The following is a 21,936-nucleotide window of genomic DNA, read 5'->3' as shown; positions in this document are numbered from 1 at the left end:
GATGCGCGCGCTTCAGTCAGGGACCTCATGGGGCGGTCTCTTGTCGGGGCCGTTGGCCTGGGCCGTGTCGACGCAACTGAACTACGCCGTTGTGGAATGGCAGTGCGCCCACCGGATTCCTGTCATACCCTTCATAGCACTGGTGCTTGCCGTAATGTCTCTGGTTGGCGGAGCGCTATCGTGGCGGGCGCGGCAACAGGGCGGGGCATCCTTCAAACCAGAGCGCACGCGCGACACTGAGGCGTTTGTCGCCAATCTGGGCATGCTGGTCGCTGTGCTGTTTGCGCTGGTCATAATCATGCAAGGCGCCGCCTCGCTCATTCTCGACGAGTGCCTGCGATGAGCTTTGATGCGCCCTTCTCGGCCTCGATCTGCTATGGCGGCACCGCCCCAGGATGGACGCTGGCGCTGCCGATCACGCTGCCGTTGGCGACCATCGCATTGTTTTATGCGGCAGGCTCCGTTCGACTGTGGCGTAGGAGCCGGCGCAGCCGCCCGTTGCGATTGCGACAGGCCCTGCTGTTCGCTGCCGGCTGGGCCGTATTGGTGTCTGCGCTCGTCAGCCCGCTTCATGCTTTGGCTGAGCGCATGTTCACCGCACATATGATCGAGCACGAGTTGCTGATGGCGGTCGCAGCGCCTCTGCTGGTCGCTTCCCGTCCGGGGGCTGCAATGGTGTGGGCACTGCCGATCTGGCTACGGCACACGCTTGGCGCAGCCGGGCACGCGAAAATGCTTCGGGCCGTCTGGGCCTCGACCAGCAGTCCCATCGCCGCCACCATCCTGCACGCCATCGCGATTTGGGCGTGGCACGTGCCGGCGCTGTTCGAGGCTGCGCTCGAACACAGTTTCCTCCATTATGCCCAGCATGCCAGCTTCTTCGGCACCGGCGTCTTGTTCTGGTGGGCGATGCGGCCGCGCCCAGGCCATGAACAAGCCTATGGCAGCGCAGTTTTGCACCTCTTCTTCACCTCGCTGCACACCGGTCTGCTCGGTGTGCTGCTCCTGGTCTCGACGAGACTTTGGTACCCCGAAAATGCCGCCGGCGCGAAACTGTGGCACCTCAGTCCGCTCGAAGACCAGCAACTCGCCGGCCTGGTAATGTGGGTTCCGGCCGGCCTGATCTACGGCGGAGCTGCCTTGTTGTTGGCGGGCTTGTGGATCCGCTCGAGCGGACAGAGAAGCCGGGAGGCGTCGCTTGCATTCCAACCTGTCTAGGCTGATTTTCGCCACGAGCACCGTTGTTGCACTTGCAATTTTAGCGGCGCTGACATGGTGGTCGCAACGCACCGACAGGGTCGAACGGGAAGCGAACAATGCAACCGGTGGCATCGCTGCCCGTGCCATACCGATCATGATGGCCAATGGTTGCGCCGGTTGCCATACGATCACCGGCGTCCCCGGCGCACATGGGCTGGTTGGCCCGAGCCTGGACGCCACCCTGGCCACCAAGGTCTATGTCGGCGGGCTTTTGCCCAACAATCCGGAGAACCTGATCCGCTGGATTCGCGCCGCCAGACAGATCGTTCCACATACGGCAATGCCTTCGACCGGCCTTTCGGAGCAGGAGGCTCGCGACGTCGCGGCCTATTTGTATGCGCTCAGATGAAGCTGAAAGCTTGTCACCTACCGGCGGTCCTGAAACAGGAAGTCGACCTCGCGCGGATCTTCTCTGCAAAGCAGATTGAGGCCTTGTTCGCCGATCCATCAGGGCCAGCAGCTTCGACGGCTGCATGAACAGGCCGGACAGAAGACTGCACCCGACGTTCTTGCTCGTCCCACACGCCGGCCATGTAGTTTGCGATGTTCCGAGATGCGAGCGCTCCACGTTGGTTGTCAGATTGAGCCCCGACCTTCAGCCGATCGAACACGCGGCCCAACAACGCCAACTCAAAGGGGAGGAACGCAACACCCGCTCTCTCAGCTTGCTGATGGGTCGGCATTATAAGCCCCCTTCGCCCAGTGATTTTGTCCCTCAGGCGATCGTCGATTGCATGCTGGAGGCCGGCTGAGCGCGTGGGGAGATCATGCGCTCCCTACGCCGGCTGATCGCCGCCGACGACATGACGCAAAAGGAAAACGCCAAGGTCGAGGCGCAGATTGCGTTAGCACGCGCCAAGATGCGCACCGCCGGCCTTGACGGTAGCCAAGCCGGCGCCAGATGGGACGGATGAAGCGGATCAGGACCGACAACATCGGGACCGGCTGCAAAGGCAAGCCGCACGCTAGCCCCGCAGACGATGAATCGGAACACTTCATCTACTGGTCTGCCTGCAGGCGTTCGATGCGCGCGATGGCAAGTGTTCCATCATGCCAAGCCGCTACATCAGCCGCTTAATTGGGCAACTCGCAGGAACGCGCGCCTCCAAACTCCGCAACATGGCACATGGCTGAATCGCTAGCTTGCTAGGGAGAGGCATATGGGTTTAGTTTTTACGGGCGAAGATGGAACCACTGAGCGGTTCGAGTTGTGGCTTGAAGCCTTTGATGGAACAGAGCGTGTCCTGGTAGTGCATCGACCGAAGCGATCGAAGACTTCGGCTTGGATGCCGTCCGTGAAATGGCATCTAAAAAATACGATGAAGGGCAGTTGGACGAGATCGGCCGCGGTTAGAGTTCTGACTAGCGACCTGCAAGGTAGTAGCCCGCCACCGTGAGGCAGCGGGGCTTGTTCCATGGCGAGGCTGACCAAGAAGGAAAATCAGCTCCCTCAGGGAGCTGCCGCCTGTAAGTTAAATGAAAGAAGCAAACTCAAGCGCGCCATAGAAAGTACAAGCGAGCGATGGCGTACCCTACCAAGCCCAACATTGAGAGCGCATACAGAACCAGGAAAATCGGAACCACGGACGGCTGGCTGTCGAGGGCGGCGTCAGCTTCTTCCCATTCCTCAACCAGATTGCGTTCCCGCCTGGCCTCCGTGACCGCCAAACCGTCCGGCCCAATTTTACCGTCGATCTCTCTCGAAATTCTTTGCGTGATATCGGCTAGGATAACTGGATCCTCGGGCAGGTTGCCCGGAAACCCCTCAGGAATATTGTCGCCATCGTTCTTGTCCATGGCGCCAACAATGCTCTCTGCCTCACTTATGTTCCAAGTTTCTAATGTAAAATTTTGACCAAGACCCGAACCCCAACGGCGTGGGAAGGGAAACGGCGGCTGTCGCAACCGTCACCCAGCTACCCAGACCAGCAGTGCGACGCCGATGGCGTAGGGTACCAGAACAAGCGCCAGCGCGACCCAAAAGCCTGGATCTGCCAAAACGGCCATTTCGCTGAGAAGTTGCTTCATGCCGGCGAAACGCACACCCGCGCCTGATGTTCCGTGCGGGCAATAAAGCCCGCGCCCCATGAGGAAAGGACGCGGGCCGATCGGTGCATCGCCGATCTGCAGCCCATCGTTTGGAGGGAACAAGATTGCTGCACTGCCCGAACTTTCATCTCACGCATGTGTTCCAGAGAAAGCGAAAAATGCCTGGAAAGTGGAGCCATTGATCGCAACAAAACCCTCCCGCCGGCGTTCCGGTTCAATCCAAGTGCAAAAGGCTCACCATGGGCGAAGAAAAGTCCGAGCGCGACCAAATGACGGATTTCCAGGCGCAGTTCCTCGCCAAGGAAGCCGGAATAACTGAAGCTCAAGCGCGCGAACTGATCGAGTTGATCGGCACCGATCGTGCATCACTACTTCGGAAAGTGGCTGGATTGTGCGTCTCCAATCAGGATAACCTGCGCTACACACGCGGAGCAGCAGCGAGCCCGTGACCGAACGTCAGAATGACCTAGGCGGCACGTACAGGCAGATCGTAATGTCAGGGTTGCCAGATGGGAATTCACGATGCCGGCCTCCCGTTACTTTTTGGGCATGGCACCAATGAAAACGCATGTCGTGCGACTGACGCACCCTGCCGTCGGCGTAAGGCAGCAATTCGCCTGACGGCACCTTGAAGCCCTCGCTTGTTTCCCGAACGGCACCGTCTGCCATCTGCTCGCAATGCTGGTCATGGCAGCACTGTTTTTCGTACCAGTCATCATGTGCCGATGCCAAAGGAATTCCGAAAGCGCAGGCTGCGGCGATGCTAGCGCCTAACCCGAATGCGCAGCCGCGCCCCCTAAATGGCCAGATCATGAATTACATTAGGCTTATCTGATAGCGATGCCAGGCAGAAAGACTGTCGAACAGACACAGGCCGCATAAGCCACGCCGCAAAGCTGGACTCTGCTCCGCAATGGACGCATTCTCTCTTCGGGGAGAGCGGGCGTGGGCAAAGGCCACCGTTATCAAGGCGCCAATCAGGCTGACAGCTGGCGAAAGCGCGCCGGCAGAAGAATGCCGTGACGACGGCTGCCGCGACCGCTCTTAGGGCTGATCTTCCTCGGTGTCGGCACGCTTGCCGCCGCAGTCACCCAATTCGCGATCCAGCACCGCCGGCCAACAGAACACCTCTGGGCTCCAAAGCACGATAACAAACTGGACAGAACCATTGCCCGGCCCCATGAAAGGCCGCGCCTCCGTGCTCGATGGCGACACAGTAGAGATTGCAGGCCAAAGGATTCGTTTCAATCAGCCCCACGCGGCGAGGCTCCACCCGCGCGGCCAACCGCGTCTACATCGAGCGGGAGCTCGAGTTCGCGCGGCTGAAGCTATGATCTGCTAGAGTATCAAGATGGCATCCCGCATCCTACCCTCCAACGCCAGCGGGTTTGGGCGTGGTTGAATTACTCTTCTTCGTGCTCGTCTATCTCTTTGGCTTCATCCCATCGAAGCAGCCATGCATAGCGCTGCGGCTTCCATGGTGGATATGGGCACGCTGAGCGCGGCATGCCTAGGCAATAGGCGTCGAGGCCTTCGTCTCGAGGGTCGGTCTGATGCTCTGATTGCATGACCATAATCAGCTAGCTACACCGGCGTCATGATGAACGATCGCGTCCAGGATCGTCTCATAGGCGCTGCCGGTATCTTCCTCTATCTCCGTGGTGCTGATTCCGAGGGCCTTGGCGTCGGCGAATAGTTTTTGGGCCAATTCGCTAACCGAGATAATATCCGCCCCCACCGCCTCGGGCACGGTGTTCGCAAGCCATTGATGAAGAAAGTTTGTTCCGCGTGTGCTCATGGGCCAGATAAGTCGCACCGGATCAATTCGGTTCCATCAGCGCACGGCCATGTTAGCTCTCATCCCAGAAATCCTGCAGCGAGGCGTTCCGGAGGTTTGCCTCGCCCCTGAGGTGTTTCACGCGTTTTTGTGGATGTTCATCCGGTCCCTCCTTGGACTCTGAAGCTTCGACAACCTCAGCATCCTCGCTTCGGACCGGATGGACAACCTATTGAAAGCTCACAACTAGCTCACCGCCCCAGCGGCAGTTTGGAAACCGAGACAAGCTCGTCCTCATTGGTGATACCAGCCAAGTAGTTGGCAAGGATCCACATGTGCCCATCGTGATCATCGAGGCCGACAGAGCCGCGCCCAGCCGCGCGCCGGGCCGACAACACCGCACGGAGGCGCAACGAAGCGGTCTGTCCGCATCCATCGTGGCGCTTCCTCGCGGCAGTCGCACCATCGCCGACACCGGTCGCAAATCGAAATCCCCATAGCCCACCGCCCGTGGCCCGCGGGTTCCTTCCTCGGGGACTTTCGTACGCCTGCCGGCGCCCGAAACTCTTCACGAAAACGGAATGTCAGTTCCTGGCTCCAGATCTCGACAACCGGACATTGTCTAACACGAGGGTTCCGAAGCAAACGCGTATATCGAAGCACGCTGCGAGCGCTTTTTCGCCAGTTCAGTTTGTATTCTGCGGTGATATTGTAGAGCCGGCAATGGCTCATGGCCGTCCTTTGCCGGCGCCTGTAATGGGCGGTCATTCGCCTACCACATGAGGCAACGAGCGATGGATATGAAGCGCAGAGATCTGTTTGCCATTGGGCTTGCAGTCGTAGCAGTGCCCGCAATGTCAAGACAAGGCGCAGCAGCAACTCCTGGTGCGACAACTTATCCGGTCGGCGATTTCATGTTATCCCACACCAAAAATCGACTGAGCGTTTCGCATAAAAAAAACTTGGATCGCGTGATCTGGGCAACGCCATCGAATGGCGATTTCCTCGCGGCGCAGGAAGCGTTTGTACAGACAAAGGAATTTGGGTCCCCGGAGGGAACGTTCGAAATCAGCGACACGATAGCTGCACGCTACGATTCGCCGACCATCGACAATATTGAAGTCAATGGCAACAGAGCCACCGTTTCAGGAAGTCTTACCGGCGAAGCAGGCAACGTTGCCTATGCGTTCGCATTCGAAGCACTTTCAGAAACGCATCTACGCTTCGTGATCAAATTTTTCGGAGCTCAGGCGCCTTCGCTCAATCGAATTTTGCTTACTGTCGATTCCGCCAAGGACGAAGCTATTTTCGGCTGCGGTTCGCAACTCACCCATTTCAACCAGAAGGGCAAGCTTATCCCGATCCTTGTTGAAGAGCATGGTATCGGACGGGGCAAGCCGATCGTGACGGAACTGGTCGATATTTTAGATCGAAATAGCGGGGGTAACCCTTATCATACAGGCAATCCCGCGCCCTATATCATGACAAGCCGGGTTCGCTCCATGTTCCTGGAGAATTACGAATATAGCGCTTTCGACATGCGAAAGGCTGATGCGATCGAAATCAAGCTGTGGTCGAACATTATGACCGGTCGCATCCTCTACGGCGAAACCCCGGTCGACTTGCTCGGAGCCTACACCGAATACACAGGTCGCATGCGTAAGTTGCCGGACTGGGTGCACAACGGTGTCATTCTTGGCATCATGGGTGGCACAGAGAAGGTTCGGGAACGTCTGGCTCGCACAAGGGACGCGGGCGTTCCCGTTGCAGATCTTTGGTTGCAAGATTGGGAGGGTACTCACCCAACCAGTGCCGGAACCCAGCTCTGGTGGAATTGGTTTTTCGACAGCAGCTATTACCCTCATTGGCAGCAGCTGGTCGACGACATTGGGAAGAACGGCGGCAAGATACTGATCTACATCAATCCGTTTCTCGCCACGGTTCCCGGGCACGATCAGCTGTACCAGGAAGCAAAGACCAAGGGCTATCTTGTCCAGCGCGCTGACGGATCACCATACCTCATCCAAAACGCCAATTTCCAAGTTGGCATGATCGATTTGAGCAATCCCGACGCAAGATCCTGGATCAAAGGCGTAATGAAATTGAATATGGTGCCCCTGAATGTCGGGGGATGGATGCTTGACTTCGGCGAAGCATTGCCGCTTGACGCCAAACTCTATGACGGTGCTGATCCATGGGTCTGGCACAACAAATATCCGGAAGAATGGCAGCGCCTAAGCCGCGAAGTGATCGACGAAACAGGTCACGGCGATGGGATGGTCTTCTTTGCCCGGTCTGGCTTTACGCAGAGCCCCGGAATCTCCACGCTGTTCTGGCTTGGTGATCAATTGATGAGTTGGGATGAGTATGACGGCATCAAGACCGCCGTCGTCGGAATCCTGTCCGGAGGCATTTCCGGATTTAGTCTGATGCATAGCGATGTCGGCGGTTACGTGCTCCTCAAGATCGACATCGCCGGAACGGAAATCCCCGTCATCAATCGCACGGCCGAGTTGATGATGCGTTGGATGGAGCTTAACGCGTTCACAGCAGTTATGCGTACTCAAGAAGGGATCGTTCCCGAACTCGCGGTCCAGGCCGACAGCAACCCGGAGATGCTGGCTCATCTTAGCCGTTTTGGACGGATCTACCAAGCGCTCGCTCCCTATCGCAAGGCACTCGAAGTCGACGCAAATACCCGGGGTCTGCCGCTTGTCCGGCATCTGTTCCTTCACTATCCGGACGACGCCAACACCCATGATATTCGCTATCAGTTCCTTTTGGGCGAAGACCTCATGGTCGCGCCGGTTCTCGACAAGGGTGCCGATGAGGTCGACGCTTATTTTCCTCAGGGCAGCGCGTGGATTGATGCGTGGACCGGCAGCGACATAGCGTATTCAGGAGAATGGGCGCGTATGCCTGCGCCTCTGGGTAAACCGGCTTTGTTCATACGCAAAGGTTCGGCAAATGCGGCGGCTCTTGAGGGCTATCTAAAAGGCGCTGCTTCCGCGAACTGATTTCACTGTGATTGGTGCCCGGCGGAAATCGCGTTTAACCCAGCAGCTATCAAGTGTGTGTCTGCTTTGGGCGAGTGGACGCGACTGCAGGAATGACTGCCACCGGGGCGCGTTACGGTGGCTATTCAGTGCGGAGATCGCGGCATTGCGGGCAATAAGACTGAATCGGTGATGTCTCGCCCGCTGTTGCGACGCGCCCGCTCCACAGCGTCGTTAAATCCGGAAAGGAGATCTGTCAGGGACGGATCAGGAGGAACCTGAATACCGATCTCCGCGAGAGCGGCCTGGAAATCTGGGTCCTTGGCTGCCTGCGGAATTTTGAGCAGGAGCCAGAACCCTTCAACGAAAGCAGGGTCCTTCACCGCTTCCGCAAGTGACCTGTCGGCCGCTCGCTCCACGGCCTGGGCAATACAAGCGATGCGGGAGTCGCTTTCGTCGAGGAGCGCTACGACTTCTTTCCACTTCTTTGTGGTGGGCAGGTTCCCGAGACGAATATGACCCATGTCTGATCTGCGATCTTTGTATTCAAGCGCACTATGAGCTTAGATCGACTGTCTGAAAAAGGTACCTTGCCGGCGTGGTTAAGGCTTACTTGCCGGAGGTCATGCAGTTTTCGCTTTCCTGCGCGTTGATCACTTCTTCTTCGAGCCGTCTCTTTGATTTCCGGCCCCCGTGGCCGACCAGGCAGGGCATGAGGGCATTGTGTCGAAGCGTCTCGGTAGTCGATATCGCAGCGGCCCGACGTCGAACTGGCTGAAGAACGGTCGACGAGTTCGAATTGATGGGAGTCGAGCGCGAGCCTTGGCAAGGCAGCCTTCGCCCTTTTGGCTGAGCCAGGCGCCGGGAAGTATGTCGGTTCGGCGTTCATCAACCTGGGCCGCGACATGAAGGAGAGGCTGTTGAAGCGGGTTCGAGAGCACGCTGGACCGCCGCCGGAGGGCATGAAGAAACGGCCGGCGACGCAGTGGGTCGGGCCCGGCGTGAAGCTGCGGGTCAAGCATCTCCGTGGCGATCACAGCCTCATACGCCATGCTTCACTGCTGGGTTTCAGTGACGAGGAGTAGCCACTTCTGGGCGTTCGGTTAGCCGCTCGACAGTCTCAATAATCGCCTTGGCCAGGGCTTCGCCCTCGTGGACGGGTTCAGGCCCGTAGAGCAGCAGGACGGCTTCCTCGCTCGGCAGAACGCCGGCGGGACACGTCATTTCAATAGCCATGCGAACTAGCTGTAGACCGGCCCGTTCACCGCGATCGTTAGGGGCATTCTCCCTAATGCGCTCGCGGAGCTTCTCGGAAAAATCCCGTTCCGGCGTGCCCATTTGATCCTCCTGGCTGCGCGATCGTATCAAGCGCAACGTGGGCCAAGCGGATTTGTTTCTCCGATCCTGTGCCTAGAACGTCTTTCCTGCGCGCATCATGGCAAGCCACACAGTGAGTGAAGTCGGGCATCAAGGCCCGTAGCTCAGAGCGTTCACCGGGGCACTGCGGTGATCCGCGACCGCGGGCGATCTAGTAACAGTGCGGCCAGCCTTCACGAACTTTTCCTCGAGAAACGCCAGGCTCTGTGCAACGCAAGCGCGGCTGTTGTATCGCCGTAGCGTCAACCCGCTGAAGTCCTGCGGTGCCTTCTCAGCCGAGTGATCGCCGACTTGTCGACCGTAATTGCCCCGCCGCAGTCAATCCGCACAGTGAGTTTATTCGCTCCGCGATCTATGCGGGTGACGTCCCCAACAAGAACCACTCGGTCTCCGGCCCGGGCTTTGGGCGGCGGATCAATCGAATACGGATGGTCATATGACGGAATGCTCACTCTGGCGCGGCCGCTAGGGAGAATCGTGATAACGGTACTTGGCAGCGCAACCTCATCGCCGACCTCAAATTCCCGAGGCATGTTAACGTGGAGCATGGCCTTCCTCCCAATGCTTCCAAATTAATGCCTGGCAACCGGGTTGGTTGCTTGCAATCCGCTTCGTACGGTTCCGCACAGTTCCAAGCTTGAATGAGCCCTCCCATTGGCCCGGGATCGAAGTTGTGTGCGTCAACTTAGGCCGTATGATTTGCAAGGGTCCGGGACGCGAGAGCCTCACGTAGATGTTCCGAGTCGCCCTCCCTCTTGAGCCGAAGCCCGCCGCACATTTCGCCTCGCGGGCGAGACGACTCAGCGTAAGAAGTAGTCGCACGTGAGGTGCTCAGCATCTCACATCTGAGGCAGAGCGCTACATAGGGGCGGCGAGGATGGCGGAGCGGCGGTCGGCGCTCCCGCCGTATCTCATTACCTGACGTTCGTCCGACCGAGAGTGTCGTCCCGCCTCCTGCGGCCTGTTAGACCTGCCAGACCCAGTAGGCCGATAAGGCCCAACCAACCCCAGTCGAAGTCGTCGCGAGCGTCATCGGCTGCGGCAGGCGGTGTAGGTGTTGGCGTCTCTTGCGAAAGGGCAGGTACTGCTGTTGCAGTTAAGCTGATAGCCAGCATGAGGGCTAATAGAGATTTGGTGAGCATCGCAGTCTCCTGTTGTTCGAGGTGTGATCTAACAGGCGGACACGACCTTTGTTCCCGCGAGTGCACTAACGGTGACCCGCGCAACCAAAATCAGGCGCGATCATCGGACGCTGATATCAGCGACCGTGCTGAAGAGCGCGTCCCTGCCATAGCGCCTGATGAGGGCCGGCGCCTTGACCTCCGCATGGTGCGAGCAATTTCTGCACCAGGCCCGTAACATGTGCCATTTGCGGAGATCGCTCAGCGATACGTCCCGCCCGGCATGTATGCTGCCCTCTACGATGGTCTGCGGCGGCACTGTCGGCTCGCCGGGCGTGATGATCTTTTCCATCACATGCCGCTGTTGTAGTGGATCAGGAGCAGGCCGGGTCGACGCCGGATGGCGGTTTGCCAGGCCGCTTGGCTGACAAATGAGTCCGGCGATCGACAGATGGTCTCGATCAGCGTCTTCTCCTCCCGATCCCAAACCTCGATCCGGAAATTGTCTTCCCCCGTGTTTGCCATGGCTAGGGTCGGGCCTTGTGCCAGCCGCGAGAAAAGCCATTCGAGACTGCTGCCCGCGACAAGGCAAGTTCGCGCTCAAGTTCGACATTTTTGACGAGCACGTTCAGCAGGGCAATCACGGCATCGCCACCTGCCGCAGCTATGGCCTGATGAGCAAACAGTTCCAATTCGGACATTTCTTCGCCGGCCGGCTCGTTTTGGCGCTTTTTCATGGCCCTTTTCCTGGTCGATCCAGTCAGAAGTAAGGAACATATTCCTCGCCAGTCAAACCGGCGACAAGATCTATCACGTCCCCGGTCAGGAGTATTATGCGGAAACCCGCATCAGCCCTTCGAAGGGCGAGCGCTGGTTTTGCAGCGATGCCGAGGCGCGCGCGGCCGGCTGGCGTAAGGCAAGGCGATAACGTCAAACGATACCAATGCCATAGAGATGGCTCGAGGCGCGAAAATGACCGGAAATCAAGCTCGGAAAGTGGCGACACTAAGGTAGCGCGCCAACGCCGCCCAGTTCTGTGCTACATTGCAATTTCAACACGCACAGGAAGTGTGTGCCGAACACGGGCTGGAGCCGGAACTGCCGCCGTGCTTCCGTTACTGGATTGACCCGCGAGGAGGATCAAGCATGTCTGACCGCACCGACGTAGGCCCTCTGCATCTGGGCGAAACGGCGCCCAATTTCGTCCTCGACGCGATTACCCGCGAGGGCACAATCGCTATCGACGATTTCCGTGGCGAGAAACCAGTGCTGGTTGGGCTGTATCGAGGTCTCCATTGTCCTTTTTGCAGGCGTCATATCGCGACGATTTCGCAGCTCACCCCAGCCCTCGACGAGAAGGGCATCGAAAGCCTGACAGTGGTCAACACGCCCATCGAGCGGGCGCGCCTCTATCTCCGGTACCATCCGATGCTCGGCCTGCTCGCGGCATCCGATCCGGAGCGGACTTCACATCGCGCCTTTGGATTGCCGAATATGCAGATCACCGAAGACGAGAGCGCATGGCCGCAAAAGGTTTCGATGAGCGATGCGAAGTCGATGCGGGTCGACTTGCCGGGCGAGATGCCGGAGCCGATGGACCCGTTTGCGGCGCTCGAATATCTGAACAAGAAGGACAGCTACGATATCACGGAAGCGGATCAACAGATGATGGCCACCGGCATGGGGCAGCTCGTCGGCCAGTTCCTGCTCGACCGCGACGGTGTCGTTCGCTGGACCTCCACCGAGGTTCTCGATGGCGGCCTGTTCGGCGCTCCGAATATGCAGGAGCTAATGTCGGCAGCGTCGCACGTTGGTCAGTAGCGGCGCAGTTGCGGACATCGGCTGCACGGATAGCAGGTGTTATGCAAACCGATAGTTCGAACCGGGGTCGACGCGCTCGGCGCGAAGCATTTCACCCACTCGTCGATGCTGATTTGGCTAATCGGTGGTGGGTGTCCGGTATGGCTTCCTGCGGCGAGCAGGATGGCGACTAGTTCCCATTTAATCCGATAGATCATCGATCGTCTGCCGACATATCCGCGTCATTGCCTGGACCACCGCCAAGGCTGCCAATGTGCGTTTGGTCCTGCCTCCGTTGCGATAGTTGCCGTTCCACTTGCCCTCAGGTGCGCCACCGCCCGCACCGTGCATGCGACAGACTGCGCTGCCCCTCACCGCTGGCGATCGACACTGGCAACCCGTCCGCTTCGACCGAACATGACACCGAGGCGCTAGGTTCATGAGGTTGACGTTATTTTTTCCGTCACCCTGCCCCCGGTCTTCCTCGCCCCTTAAATGCTTCACATTGGCGGCGAAGGTGTTCCGGTCGATCGCGCTGCCATTATGCATTTTTGCCGATCAAACGGCCAAAGGCGCTGATGGATTGCGCGGCGGTCGAGCCGTATACTTTGTGTTATCGAGAGCAGCGGTGTGAAAATCTGATGGGCGGGCATCTGCCCGCTCCAGACTATGGTGCGGCCAGCCCCGCTGCGATCGGCAAACCGCCACCGGGGCGCAGCGCCCACGGTGCCACCACACCAGAGGATAAGACAATGTACGGACGTCACATTCGTGGCGCGGGTACTGCCGCGCGCTTGGTCGCTGCAATCACGGCGGCGGCCATTTCGGCCACCGCCGCGGCGGGTGGCTATGAGATCGCCGCCGAACCCGCCGCATCATCGCCTGGACCCGGTGAACCAAGTCTCGCCGAGGTCAAGGCGGCAACGGAACGGTTTAGAGACGTGAAAGTAGCCCTAGCAGAGGGCTACGTCCGAGATCCGCTGAACTTGTGCGACACGGCGGAGATGATGGGCTATACCGCCGAGCTCGGAGCCATGGGCATTCACTTTGCCCGTTTCGATCTGCTCGGGGTCTCAGCCCCGCCCAATCCCCGCGTGGATGGAAACGGCATACACACCAATTTTCTAATACCGTCGATTTTGATCTACGAACCACAGGCCGACGGCTCGCTCGAACTCGTGGCGGTTGAGAACCTGGTCTTCGCGCGCGTTTGGAAGGAGGCTGGGCACGACGCTCCGCCGACGTTCCAAGGCGTGCCGTATGACACCATGGCGGACGATCCCGCCACGCCGGCGGATGAGGCGCACCTCTTCGAGCCGCACCACGACCGGCATGTCTGGATCTATCGCGAAAACCCGAACGGCGTCTTCGCTCCGTTTAACCCTGCGGTGACGTGCAAGCACCACCGGAACGGCGCCGAGCATCCGCACCAAACCCAGCGGCGGGCAAGTCACGGCCGGCCTTAAGGACTTCACGGTTTGCGCTGGCCCGGCTGCGCCGGGCGCAACCGAGCCGCGGCGCCAACTGCGGCGCCCGCTGCAGTGATTCTTGGCCCATCGGCAGCAACAGGACGTGGCACCGTGGAGAAACAATCATGACCGTACAAATTCGCCTGGCTGCACCCTCCGACGCGGAGGCATGCGGCCACATCATTTACAAGGCTTTTCAAGGCATTGCAGCGCGGCACGGCTTCCCGCCTGATTTCCCAGCCGTTGAGGCCGGTATTGAACTGGCCCGAAGACTCACCACGAACCCATCGGTATTCGGGGTCGTCGCCGAAGAGGATGGTCGCGTGGTCGGCTCCAATTTCCTCTCGGAGGCGGATGCGATCCGCGGCGTCGGCCCGATCACCGTCGATCCGACTGCCCAGGGCGCCGGCATCGGACGGCAGCTGATGCAGGCCGTTCTTGACCATGCAAACGGCGCGACGGGCATCCGCCTGCTTCAGGACGCCTTCAATATGCGTTCGATCGCGCTCTATGCCTCGATCGGCTTCGAAGTTCGGGAACCTGTGCTTGTGATGACCGGCCGTCCGGCCGGGAAGCCGACAGCCGACGTCATCGTCCGCCGGATGCGCGAGCACGACCTGGACGCCTGCGACGCACTCTCTCGTCAGGTGCACGGCATCTCTCGGCACGGCGAGTTGGTGGAGGCGTTGCGATCTCTCACGCCTCTCGTCGCTGAGCGTGAGGGTCGCATCGCGGCATACATGACGGCGCCGACATTCTGGATTGCCAATCACGGCGTTGCAGAGAGCGAAGCCGGGATGACGGACCTCCTCCTCGGCGCTGTGGCCGCGCACTCCGAACCCCTCTCCTTCCTGCTGCCGATCCGGCAAACGGGACTGTTTCGGTGGTGTCTCGAACACCGCATGCAAACGGTGAAGCCGATGACGCTCATGTCGATCGGCAAATACCGTGCGCCTATCGGAACCTATATGCCGTCCGTCTTCTACTGACCGGGAAGGCAGCTCGGTGCCAAAGCTGACGAATGGATAAACGGCCACGAAGCCCGATATCTGGGCTGCGTCCAAGTTGAGGTTCCGATATGATCCGTACACCAGCAGCAGGCGGCCGGGATGCCGGACGCCAAGCTTTCTTCGGCACACGAAGCCGTCCGGCCACCGCAGGCTGAAACGCAGTCAGCGCAGGGTATAGTCGTCGTGGAAGCGTCCGATGACCCGTCAATCGACCGCGGTTTGTCGTACCTCCACACGTTGGAATCAGGGCCCGGCCAATGCCAACTACCCAATAGGGCAGGACGCTCGGCCCTCATCAACAATCGCTAGGCACGGTTGCCACCTGAGCGAGCAGGATAAGCGGTCCTCACGATCAGCTATCCGGGCAGTTATGCTGCTCAAGTGAGGCGGTCCGCGTCAACGGATCGGATGGACCCTGCTGACTCTGCGTCGGCAGAGGTTCTGCCGGCCATCACTGGTTGCTCCGCACTGGCGCGCGAGGGCCGCGTCTGGCCAAGTAGAAGAGCTCGATGCTTCGCGATCTCCTCCACCATGAAATCAAAGAACGCCCGGATCTTCGGCCGCGTGTGTAGGTCTGGATGCGTGAGGATCCAGAAGCCGCTGGTAAGCTCTGGCTGCGGATCGATGACGCGGACGAGGTCCGCTTCCGCATCGCCGATCTGACAGGGCAACAGCGTCAGCCCAAACCCCGATTGTACGGCCAACAGCAAGCCGAGAACACTATTGCTTCGGCAGGCGATCTCGCAATCAGGAGCCACGGCACGCAACCAGCGCGCCGGAGTAATGTCCTCGATCGAGCCTTCGAAACCGATCAGCCGATGAACATTGAGATCGTGGGGTTTCGTCGGGCTACCCCACCGTTCCACATAGCTGCGGCTCCCGTAGATCGCCCAGGATTGGTCTGACAATTTGCGCCCTACCAGCGAACCGTTGCCAGGGGGACCGGCGCGCAGCGCTATCTCGGCCTGCCCATCACTGAGGTCATTGTAGCGGTCCTCAATCAGCAGATGCACCCTTATTCCCGGATACTGGCGGTGGAACTCGTTGAGCAGTTGCGGCACGAGACCCAAAGCCATCCCCTCTGCTGTCGTCACTCGCAGGGATCCCGTGAAGGCGCTGTCCAAAGCGGCGGCGCGCCGGGTCAATGCCTGCACAGCCGCCTCCACGGCGGTTGCCTCTTGCAACAACGCTTCGCCTTCCGGCGTAAGGCGATAGCCGTCCCGCTTCCTGTTGAAGAGCCGAAGCCGGAGCGCCTCCTCCATGGCGGTTATGCGGCGGACCACTGTGGATTGATTTACGCCAAGGTGGCGCCCTGCGGCCGCCGTATTCCCGGCCGACGCAACCGCAAGAAAAAAGCGTAAGTCGTTCCAGTCAATCATCACGGTGATTATGCATTTCTGCCATCTAAAACGCCAGAAACAATGATGGGGGCGTAAGGCGACATGCGGTTATTTTTATCGATTGCGGAATCGGAAGGAGCGGGTTGATTTCTCGCAATAGGTATTCGAACCGGACGTCCGGGCCTCACGAGGCGTTTTCGGAGGTTTTGAACGTGCGCCCTTTCTCGATGATGACGCACGACCGGGACCGGCGCGCTGCGCTGATAAGCGCTTAACAGGCCGATCGAAACCGAGGGGCAGATTATGGATTAATTCGGACATCATACTAAGCGCTTGCGCACCTTCATCCGAATCGCCGAGTGCGGCAGTCTCGTCGATCGCATAGCGATGACGCGCCGATCTAGAGCGTGATCGGCGCTCCTCTCCGGCCTGCGTCCAACATGTGACGAGCTGATCATTCGGCCCGCCCTTCCGGCCAGCCCCGAAACTCGGTGTTAACGCCGTTGGCGGCTGAAAGGATGTCGGCCACAGGTCGAAAGTGTACTGTGCCGCCCGATCTCAAGTCGAGGAGGCGGAAATGAATTTGCTTCGGGTTGCGCTTTTGTGCACGGCCTTGATCGGCTTGGTAATGCCGGCCGTTCGCGCTGAGGATCAGCCTGTTCCGCCAAACGGCGACGCAGCGCCTGAGCAGCCGCCAGTTCATTGCGAGGGGCTAAACTGCCTCCCACCAGCCGACGACCCAGTCGAGGAATGCAAGGGGCAAGGTTGCACGCCGGCTCCGCCGGTTGACCCAGGTCCGCAGATTGAACACGTCGACTGAACAGCATCAGCCGAACACCCCGATTACGAAGGTGATCGCAAATCCGCGGAGAAGGTTGGATTTCAGGTCCTCTCCCTCTACCAAAACTCCTTAAATCATTGATATATCGAAAAAATCTATGCAAAATGGTAGCGCCTCCGTTTGAAACTGATCAAGAAGTAACGTGGCGCCCTCGTTTTCAAGCGCCAGGTGATTTCAGAGTCGAGGAAGAGCAGCACGCGTTTTACTCCTCCCTGAAAGCGCGCTTGATCCGATCAGCAAGGGCTGCACGATAAAAGACAACATCGTGCGCCTGCCGGTGGAAGATTTTCGCCGGCCGCTGGTGATCAGGCGGCGCCTTCCAGATAGCGCCTGTCGAAGACGCCTTCGGCAACATCGCACTTCGACTTGTCGAGCAGGTTCGCCCTGACCATCAGGTCGATCGTCGTCTTGAGCGCCTTGTCTGGCATGGCCAGGCCCTGCGGCCACATGCCCATGCCACGCATATATTCCAGGCCCCGTCGTGCCAGGGATTCGCTTTCGGGTGTGGTAATGCGCTGGAAGATCGGCAGGGTGATGCCATGGTTGGCCGCTTCATTCGTGACCGAATGCGCCTCGATCAGCGTCTTGAGGAAGCGGGCCACGAGATCCCGGTTCGCTGCGAGCCAGGATGCCTTGCCGATGACAGCGGTGAAGACGATCTCGGGGATTGCGGCGCTGACTTCCCCGAGCAGATTGTAGCCCTGGTTCTGCGCGAGGAAATTCCATGGTGCGGGCTGCGGAGCGCAGTCGATTTCGCCTGCCTGCAGCGCCTCCCACCGCTTGGTGTGAATGCCGGCCAGGGCAAACTCATAGTCGCCGGGATAGTGCAGCCCTCCCGCGGGCACGCTCGATCACGCGTGCGCCAAGTCCATTTCAGGACACCGTCGGCCTCGCGCATTGCAGCGTAAGGCCAACGGCTGCCTTAGAATGAACGGCGCAAATTGCTCAGCCAGTGCAGCGAAGCCTGAACTGGCCGTTCTCTGAATGTGGGGAAAGGCGGTAGCGCTCTCCGCTACCACCTTCAAAATTGCCCAACAATTCTCCGGCCCCTTCATGGCTCCCGGAAGCCCAGCGTTTGCGGGATGTGCGGCCGAAAGCTGGGGAGAGCGGAAACAACCTTCCCATTCAATCTGCTCTCCGAATGTCCATCATTCTCCGAAGCTGGGGAACCTTTTGGATCTTCGGTCCGGCCCACCCGCGGGCACAATCTTTGCGTTTTCGCCAACGGTTCCGCCAATGGCGTTTCTATGACTTGCCCGCAAGCACCGCCGCAACCTATAGGTTTGCAACTAGCCTTATGGTTTGCTAGCTTCACCGTAGGGATGAGGAGATGCGGATTTTGTACCGCCTTTGGAAGTGGCTCTTACGTCCGAAAGCACTGGGTGCCGGAGCGAACAGGGAAGAGCTTTCACCGAGTCATCCGTCCTCCATCAGCGAAGCGCGTCTCCTGGACTTTTTGGCGAACACGACTGATGGTGTGTCGTTCTATGATCAGGACTTCCGCCTGACGCACTACGCAACCAACCTCAAAAGCATCCACAGCCGCCCGCTGGTTGCTGGCGTCGCTCTGTGGGAGATTTATCCGAACGTCGACACTGAGCTCATCGAAAAACTTGTTCGCGTGCTGCGCGGCGGCACTCCAATAAATGTCAATCTCCAGCGATCGCTGGGGGAGGCGCCCCGTTCCGCCGTCGTTTTCGGCGCTGCGAATGGAATTGGAATCATTGAATCCAGAGAAAGGGAGCAGGGCGGGCGAGGCTCACCGGAAGAGCAAGAGCGTATGATGCTCCTTCATCAGGCGACGCACGACGCATTAACCGGATTGCAGAACCGGCGGCGGTTCAGCGAAAACCTGCAACAAGCTCTGTCGGTGGTCGATGAGCCAAATGCCACTGCTCTGCTGCAAATCGACCTTGACGGTTTCAAAGCGGTCAATGACACACTCGGCCATGGCACGGGCGATACGTTGCTTCAACTGGCAGCAGGCCGGATCCGGGACACGCTGCAGGACGGCGAACTCGCATACCGGTTAGCTGGAGACGAGTTCGCCGTCATTCAATCGCGTACGGGACAGCCCGCCGAAGCGGAACGCCTCGCGGGGGCGTTGATTGAAGCATTCAAGGCGCCGTTTATGATCAACGACATCCCCGTCTTCGTCGGCGCGAGCATCGGAATTGCATTCGGACCGGGACACGCGACCGAGGGCGAGCAGTTGATGAAGGCCGCGGATATCGCCCTTTATGCAGCCAAAAGAGACGGACGCGGCTGTGCGCGAATTTTCAATCGCTCGATGCAGCTCCTGCTCGAACAGCGTGAAAACCTGAGGCGCAGTCTTCGAATGGCGCTGGACCGGAACGAGCTTTATCTTGAATATCAACCGCTCGTTCGGGCTCCCGCATCGGTCGTGGGCTTCGAAGCGCTGCTGCGATGGCGGCATCCCGAAGTCGGGACTATTCCTCCGAGCGTGTTCATACCGATCGCCGAAGCCGACGGCCTCATGGACGAGATTGGACGATGGGTGATCGAAGAAGCCTGCCGCCAAGCAACGAGATGGCCGTCTTCACTGACGGTCGCCGTGAACCTGTCGCCGGCGCAGTTCCTGAGCGGTTCGCTCACGGACACGGTTGCTCAGATCGTCGACGCAGTCGGAATCCGCGCCGACCGGCTTGAGCTCGAGATTACCGAAACCGTTCTTCTCGAGCAAACCGTCGACAACATTGACACACTGAATACCCTGAATGTCCTCGGGATAAGGATCGCGCTAGACGATTTCGGCACCTACTACTCCTCGTTGAGTTACCTTAAGAACTTCCCGTTCGACACATTGAAGATAGACCGATACTTCATAAAAGACTTAGAAACCGATCGAAAAAGTCAGACGATCGTGCGATCGATCATAGGCATGGCGCACGGCTTGGGAATAAGCGTCACCGCGGAGGGAGTTGAAACGCCGGGACAGGCACAGTGGCTGATCAGGGAAGACTGTGATTACCTCCAGGGCGACTTCCTGGGACGGCCACTCGGAGCCGAGGCAACGCGCGATTTCATCAGGCGATCTTCCAAGGAACTAATACGCGAAAGTGGGGACGAAATCTGGCGATCCAGCATCCGGCCCCATGCATAGCGGCGTGGACGAAACTGAGGGGTCGCATCGCTCGACTAAAATGCAGCCAGAAACGAGTGAGGAACGCCGATGAATATTGCTTCTCATGACGAAGATGGCGAAGCAGTCTTTGAGACAATGATCCAGATCGATTTGGACGTCAAAACCTTTATGTCTGATTGGATACTCTGCGATCAACTCTCGACCTACTCGGCGCGAATGATCAGCCATAACAGACCTGACTCCGTACGGCATTCAAACCTCTTTTCCTCTGCGTTGAACGAATTATTGGAGGTCGCCTTTCGTACGCGGCATTACGGCGGTGAAATAGCCTGTAGGGTGTCCCGCCGGGGTGAGACGGACAGGATCGAACTGACATTCCCTTGCATGCCCGAAGAACGACAATTCTTTGGAGAAGCGGTGTTTCAAATTACGGGATCCGAGGCAATGGAGCGCTATCTCAACTCAGTGTCCGGAGACCTCGCGCCCAGTCGTGAAGTCGTTCTCTTGGAACTCGCCATCGACTACAACGCGACCCTTCGAGTCGAGCAAGTCGGCGCTGACATCATCACTCTTGTCGTCGATCTCCCGCTTGAGGGCATGCCAAGTTGAGCGCGTACAACCTTTTCCCGCGTTTCAGAGCGCAATACGATGTAAACGATCAGGAGTTCTCGATATCGGGAATACTGCGGCCCCAGTCGATCGATGAGCTTGCGCCCAGCATTGCCCTGTTGAAGGAATCAATCGCTCGTGTACGCGGTACCCTGTACGTGAACGTCAAACGATTGACGCAAATGAACAACACCGCATTTCATGCTTTCTCGCGGGTCATTATTGACGCCTGTCGCGCTCGACCAGATCTCAGGTTCGTACTCGTAACGTCAAGCGTTGTCGGGTGGACGACCAGAAAATTCGGGCGCCTGAACGGAATCGAAGCGAACATCACGGTTCAAGAGTATGACAGTGATTTCTATCCGGGGCAGAGCTTCCTCGAAGAAGGCGGGTTCATTCCGATCCTCCGCACACAGACGAAGATGACTTGGCGCCACGAGCGCACAATCTTGCCGCGACACGGCATGCAACCCGGTATCATCATGGCCGACATCTGTTGCGGAATTGGTGATTTCGCCGTACTCGTGCAGAAAGAATTTCAGCCGTCACGGATTGTCGCTCTCGACCATTCCAGATCAAGCCTTGCTTATGCGCGAAGCGTGGCTGCGGCGTTCGATATCGGCGGAATTGAATATGCCTATGGCGACGCGTCAGAAATGCTGCTCGACCAAGATCAGTTTGACTTGGTCACATGCCGACACTCCCTGCAGGTGTTCAACAAGCCCGAACTGATTCTCAAGGAACTCTTTCGCATCTGCAAGCCGGGCGGACGCGTCTACATCACGAATGAAAAGAACTCGCACTGTCTGGGCGAACCGCGCGCCGATAGCATCCAGTGGACCTATAATGAAGTCGCCAAGCTTTGGGCGCACTTCCAGATGGATATCGAGCTTGGCCCCAAAAGCCGTCGATACCTGGTCGAAGCGGGGTTCGAAGACATTCGAGTCGAGTCTTTCGTAGTCACCAACCACGACGGCGATCCGCAGGACTTCGCAGATGTCGTCGCGGCATGGGAGAACGTCTATGCAGGCGAGATGGCGACAAAGCGAGGTGACCCGCCGGCGTTCATCAGACGGTTCCGACAGGGTTTCCAGGATCACATTTTCGCTGCGCTCCACCCCAAGGGATATGCCGGCTGGCCAATCTGGGTTGCATCGGGACGTAAGCCACTGTGAGCGACC

The 21,936-nt window shown here is 58.8% G+C and carries 24 protein-coding genes and 1 pseudogene; 13 read left to right on the top strand and 12 right to left on the bottom strand.

Features of this window, described 5'->3' with window-relative positions; translation table 11 throughout:
- Position 1 precedes the first annotated feature (1 nt).
- From AC0L3H_RS11660 to AC0L3H_RS11645, 4 genes are all read left to right on the top strand, one after another.
- Complete coding sequence (locus tag AC0L3H_RS11660; RefSeq protein WP_473491151.1) at positions 2-343, top strand: hypothetical protein; 342 nt, start codon at positions 2-4, stop codon at positions 341-343.
- Positions 340-1,218 carry a cytochrome c oxidase assembly protein gene (locus AC0L3H_RS11655; RefSeq protein WP_473585538.1) on the top strand — a complete coding sequence of 293 codons (879 nt, stop codon included), beginning with the start codon at positions 340-342 and terminating at the stop codon, positions 1,216-1,218. Before AC0L3H_RS11660 ends, AC0L3H_RS11655 begins: the two co-directional genes overlap by 4 nt.
- A complete protein-coding gene (locus AC0L3H_RS11650; RefSeq protein WP_473490961.1) occupies positions 1,199-1,609 on the top strand; it encodes a c-type cytochrome in 411 nt (136 codons plus the stop codon). Before AC0L3H_RS11655 ends, AC0L3H_RS11650 begins: the two co-directional genes overlap by 20 nt.
- 418 nt (positions 1,610-2,027) lie before the next feature.
- Positions 2,028-2,174 carry a hypothetical protein gene (locus tag AC0L3H_RS11645; protein WP_473585537.1) on the top strand — a complete coding sequence of 49 codons (147 nt, stop codon included), beginning with the start codon at positions 2,028-2,030 and terminating at the stop codon, positions 2,172-2,174.
- A 577-nt stretch (positions 2,175-2,751) separates the two neighbouring features.
- On the opposite strand, the gene AC0L3H_RS11640 is transcribed toward AC0L3H_RS11645, so the two are convergent.
- Positions 2,752-3,057 carry a hypothetical protein gene (locus AC0L3H_RS11640; RefSeq protein WP_473585536.1) on the bottom strand — a complete coding sequence of 102 codons (306 nt, stop codon included), beginning with the start codon at positions 3,055-3,057 and terminating at the stop codon, positions 2,752-2,754.
- A 111-nt stretch (positions 3,058-3,168) separates the two neighbouring features.
- The gene (locus AC0L3H_RS11635) at positions 3,169-3,411 is read right to left on the bottom strand and encodes a hypothetical protein (protein ID WP_473490964.1); all 243 of its coding nucleotides are present in this window, start codon (positions 3,409-3,411) and stop codon (positions 3,169-3,171) included.
- A 137-nt stretch (positions 3,412-3,548) separates the two neighbouring features.
- On the opposite strand from AC0L3H_RS11635, the gene AC0L3H_RS11630 reads away from it, so the two are divergent.
- The gene (locus AC0L3H_RS11630) at positions 3,549-3,758 is read left to right on the top strand and encodes a hypothetical protein (protein ID WP_473585535.1); all 210 of its coding nucleotides are present in this window, start codon (positions 3,549-3,551) and stop codon (positions 3,756-3,758) included.
- A gap of 1,127 nt (positions 3,759-4,885) precedes the next feature.
- Here AC0L3H_RS11630 and AC0L3H_RS11625 read toward each other — a convergent pair.
- Positions 4,886-5,107 (bottom strand): DUF768 domain-containing protein, encoded by a 222-nt coding sequence (locus tag AC0L3H_RS11625; protein ID WP_473490966.1) that lies wholly within the window; start codon positions 5,105-5,107, stop codon positions 4,886-4,888.
- Between the two features lie 773 nt (positions 5,108-5,880).
- Here AC0L3H_RS11625 and AC0L3H_RS11620 point away from each other — a divergent pair.
- Positions 5,881-8,103, top strand: a complete 2,223-nt coding sequence (locus AC0L3H_RS11620) for an alpha-glucosidase (protein ID WP_473585534.1) — start codon at positions 5,881-5,883, stop codon at positions 8,101-8,103.
- A gap of 125 nt (positions 8,104-8,228) precedes the next feature.
- Here the strand turns inward: AC0L3H_RS11620 and AC0L3H_RS11615 are convergent, their stop codons facing one another.
- The 6 genes from AC0L3H_RS11615 to AC0L3H_RS11590 form a co-directional block, all read right to left on the bottom strand.
- Positions 8,229-8,606, bottom strand: a complete 378-nt coding sequence (locus AC0L3H_RS11615) for a hypothetical protein (RefSeq protein WP_473585533.1) — start codon at positions 8,604-8,606, stop codon at positions 8,229-8,231.
- 544 nt (positions 8,607-9,150) lie between these two features.
- Positions 9,151-9,420, bottom strand: coding sequence for a hypothetical protein (locus tag AC0L3H_RS11610; protein WP_473585532.1), 270 nt, complete (start codon positions 9,418-9,420; stop codon positions 9,151-9,153).
- A 953-nt stretch (positions 9,421-10,373) separates the two neighbouring features.
- Complete coding sequence (locus AC0L3H_RS11605) at positions 10,374-10,601, bottom strand: WGxxGxxG family protein (protein ID WP_473490971.1); 228 nt, start codon at positions 10,599-10,601, stop codon at positions 10,374-10,376.
- A 100-nt stretch (positions 10,602-10,701) separates the two neighbouring features.
- A complete protein-coding gene (locus AC0L3H_RS11600) occupies positions 10,702-10,932 on the bottom strand; it encodes a hypothetical protein (RefSeq protein WP_473585531.1) in 231 nt (76 codons plus the stop codon).
- Positions 10,932-11,105 carry a hypothetical protein gene (locus AC0L3H_RS11595; RefSeq protein WP_473490972.1) on the bottom strand — a complete coding sequence of 58 codons (174 nt, stop codon included), beginning with the start codon at positions 11,103-11,105 and terminating at the stop codon, positions 10,932-10,934. The genes AC0L3H_RS11600 and AC0L3H_RS11595 overlap by 1 nt, the downstream gene beginning before the upstream one ends.
- 2 nt (positions 11,106-11,107) lie before the next feature.
- Complete coding sequence (locus tag AC0L3H_RS11590; RefSeq protein WP_473585530.1) at positions 11,108-11,317, bottom strand: hypothetical protein; 210 nt, start codon at positions 11,315-11,317, stop codon at positions 11,108-11,110.
- 56 nt (positions 11,318-11,373) lie between these two features.
- Between AC0L3H_RS11590 and AC0L3H_RS11585 the strand changes: the two are divergent.
- The 4 genes and pseudogenes from AC0L3H_RS11585 to AC0L3H_RS11570 form a co-directional block, all read left to right on the top strand.
- Positions 11,374-11,508, top strand: a pseudogene (locus AC0L3H_RS11585) (sunset domain-containing protein); the annotation flags it as partial.
- A gap of 218 nt (positions 11,509-11,726) precedes the next feature.
- Entirely contained in the window at positions 11,727-12,401 is a 675-nt protein-coding gene (locus AC0L3H_RS11580; RefSeq protein ID WP_473585529.1) for a peroxiredoxin-like family protein, read from the top strand.
- Positions 12,402-13,132: 731 nt separating this feature from the next.
- Positions 13,133-13,846 (top strand): hypothetical protein, encoded by a 714-nt coding sequence (locus tag AC0L3H_RS11575; RefSeq protein WP_473585528.1) that lies wholly within the window; start codon positions 13,133-13,135, stop codon positions 13,844-13,846.
- 128 nt (positions 13,847-13,974) lie between these two features.
- Positions 13,975-14,838, top strand: a complete 864-nt coding sequence (locus tag AC0L3H_RS11570; protein ID WP_473585527.1) for a GNAT family N-acetyltransferase — start codon at positions 13,975-13,977, stop codon at positions 14,836-14,838.
- Positions 14,839-15,236: 398 nt separating this feature from the next.
- Here AC0L3H_RS11570 and AC0L3H_RS11565 read toward each other — a convergent pair whose 3' ends face one another.
- The 3 genes from AC0L3H_RS11565 to AC0L3H_RS11555 all read right to left on the bottom strand — a co-directional run bounded on the left by AC0L3H_RS11565 (position 15,237) and on the right by AC0L3H_RS11555 (position 17,885).
- Entirely contained in the window at positions 15,237-16,238 is a 1,002-nt protein-coding gene (locus AC0L3H_RS11565; RefSeq protein WP_473585550.1) for a LysR family transcriptional regulator, read from the bottom strand.
- A gap of 415 nt (positions 16,239-16,653) precedes the next feature.
- Positions 16,654-16,902 carry a hypothetical protein gene (locus tag AC0L3H_RS11560; protein ID WP_473585526.1) on the bottom strand — a complete coding sequence of 83 codons (249 nt, stop codon included), beginning with the start codon at positions 16,900-16,902 and terminating at the stop codon, positions 16,654-16,656.
- Positions 16,903-17,345: 443 nt separating this feature from the next.
- On the bottom strand, positions 17,346-17,885 hold the full coding sequence (locus AC0L3H_RS11555; RefSeq protein ID WP_473585525.1) for an ABC transporter substrate-binding protein: 540 nt from the start codon (positions 17,883-17,885) through the stop codon (positions 17,346-17,348).
- 485 nt (positions 17,886-18,370) lie between these two features.
- Between AC0L3H_RS11555 and AC0L3H_RS11550 the strand changes: the two genes are divergently transcribed.
- The 3 genes from AC0L3H_RS11550 (at position 18,371) to AC0L3H_RS11540 (ending at position 21,930) form a co-directional block, all read left to right on the top strand.
- Positions 18,371-20,164 carry a putative bifunctional diguanylate cyclase/phosphodiesterase gene (locus AC0L3H_RS11550; protein ID WP_473585524.1) on the top strand — a complete coding sequence of 598 codons (1,794 nt, stop codon included), beginning with the start codon at positions 18,371-18,373 and terminating at the stop codon, positions 20,162-20,164.
- A gap of 69 nt (positions 20,165-20,233) precedes the next feature.
- Positions 20,234-20,755: a ubiquinone biosynthesis methyltransferase UbiE gene (locus tag AC0L3H_RS11545; RefSeq protein WP_473585523.1), complete on the top strand. Its 522-nt coding sequence runs from the start codon at positions 20,234-20,236 to the stop codon at positions 20,753-20,755.
- Positions 20,752-21,930 carry a methyltransferase domain-containing protein gene (locus AC0L3H_RS11540; RefSeq protein ID WP_473585522.1) on the top strand — a complete coding sequence of 393 codons (1,179 nt, stop codon included), beginning with the start codon at positions 20,752-20,754 and terminating at the stop codon, positions 21,928-21,930. The genes AC0L3H_RS11545 and AC0L3H_RS11540 overlap by 4 nt, the downstream gene beginning before the upstream one ends.
- Positions 21,931-21,936: the final 6 nt, after the last annotated feature.

Source organism: Mesorhizobium sp. WSM4816 (assembly GCF_055811535.1).
This window is presented reverse-complemented; position numbering and strand designations above follow the sequence as displayed.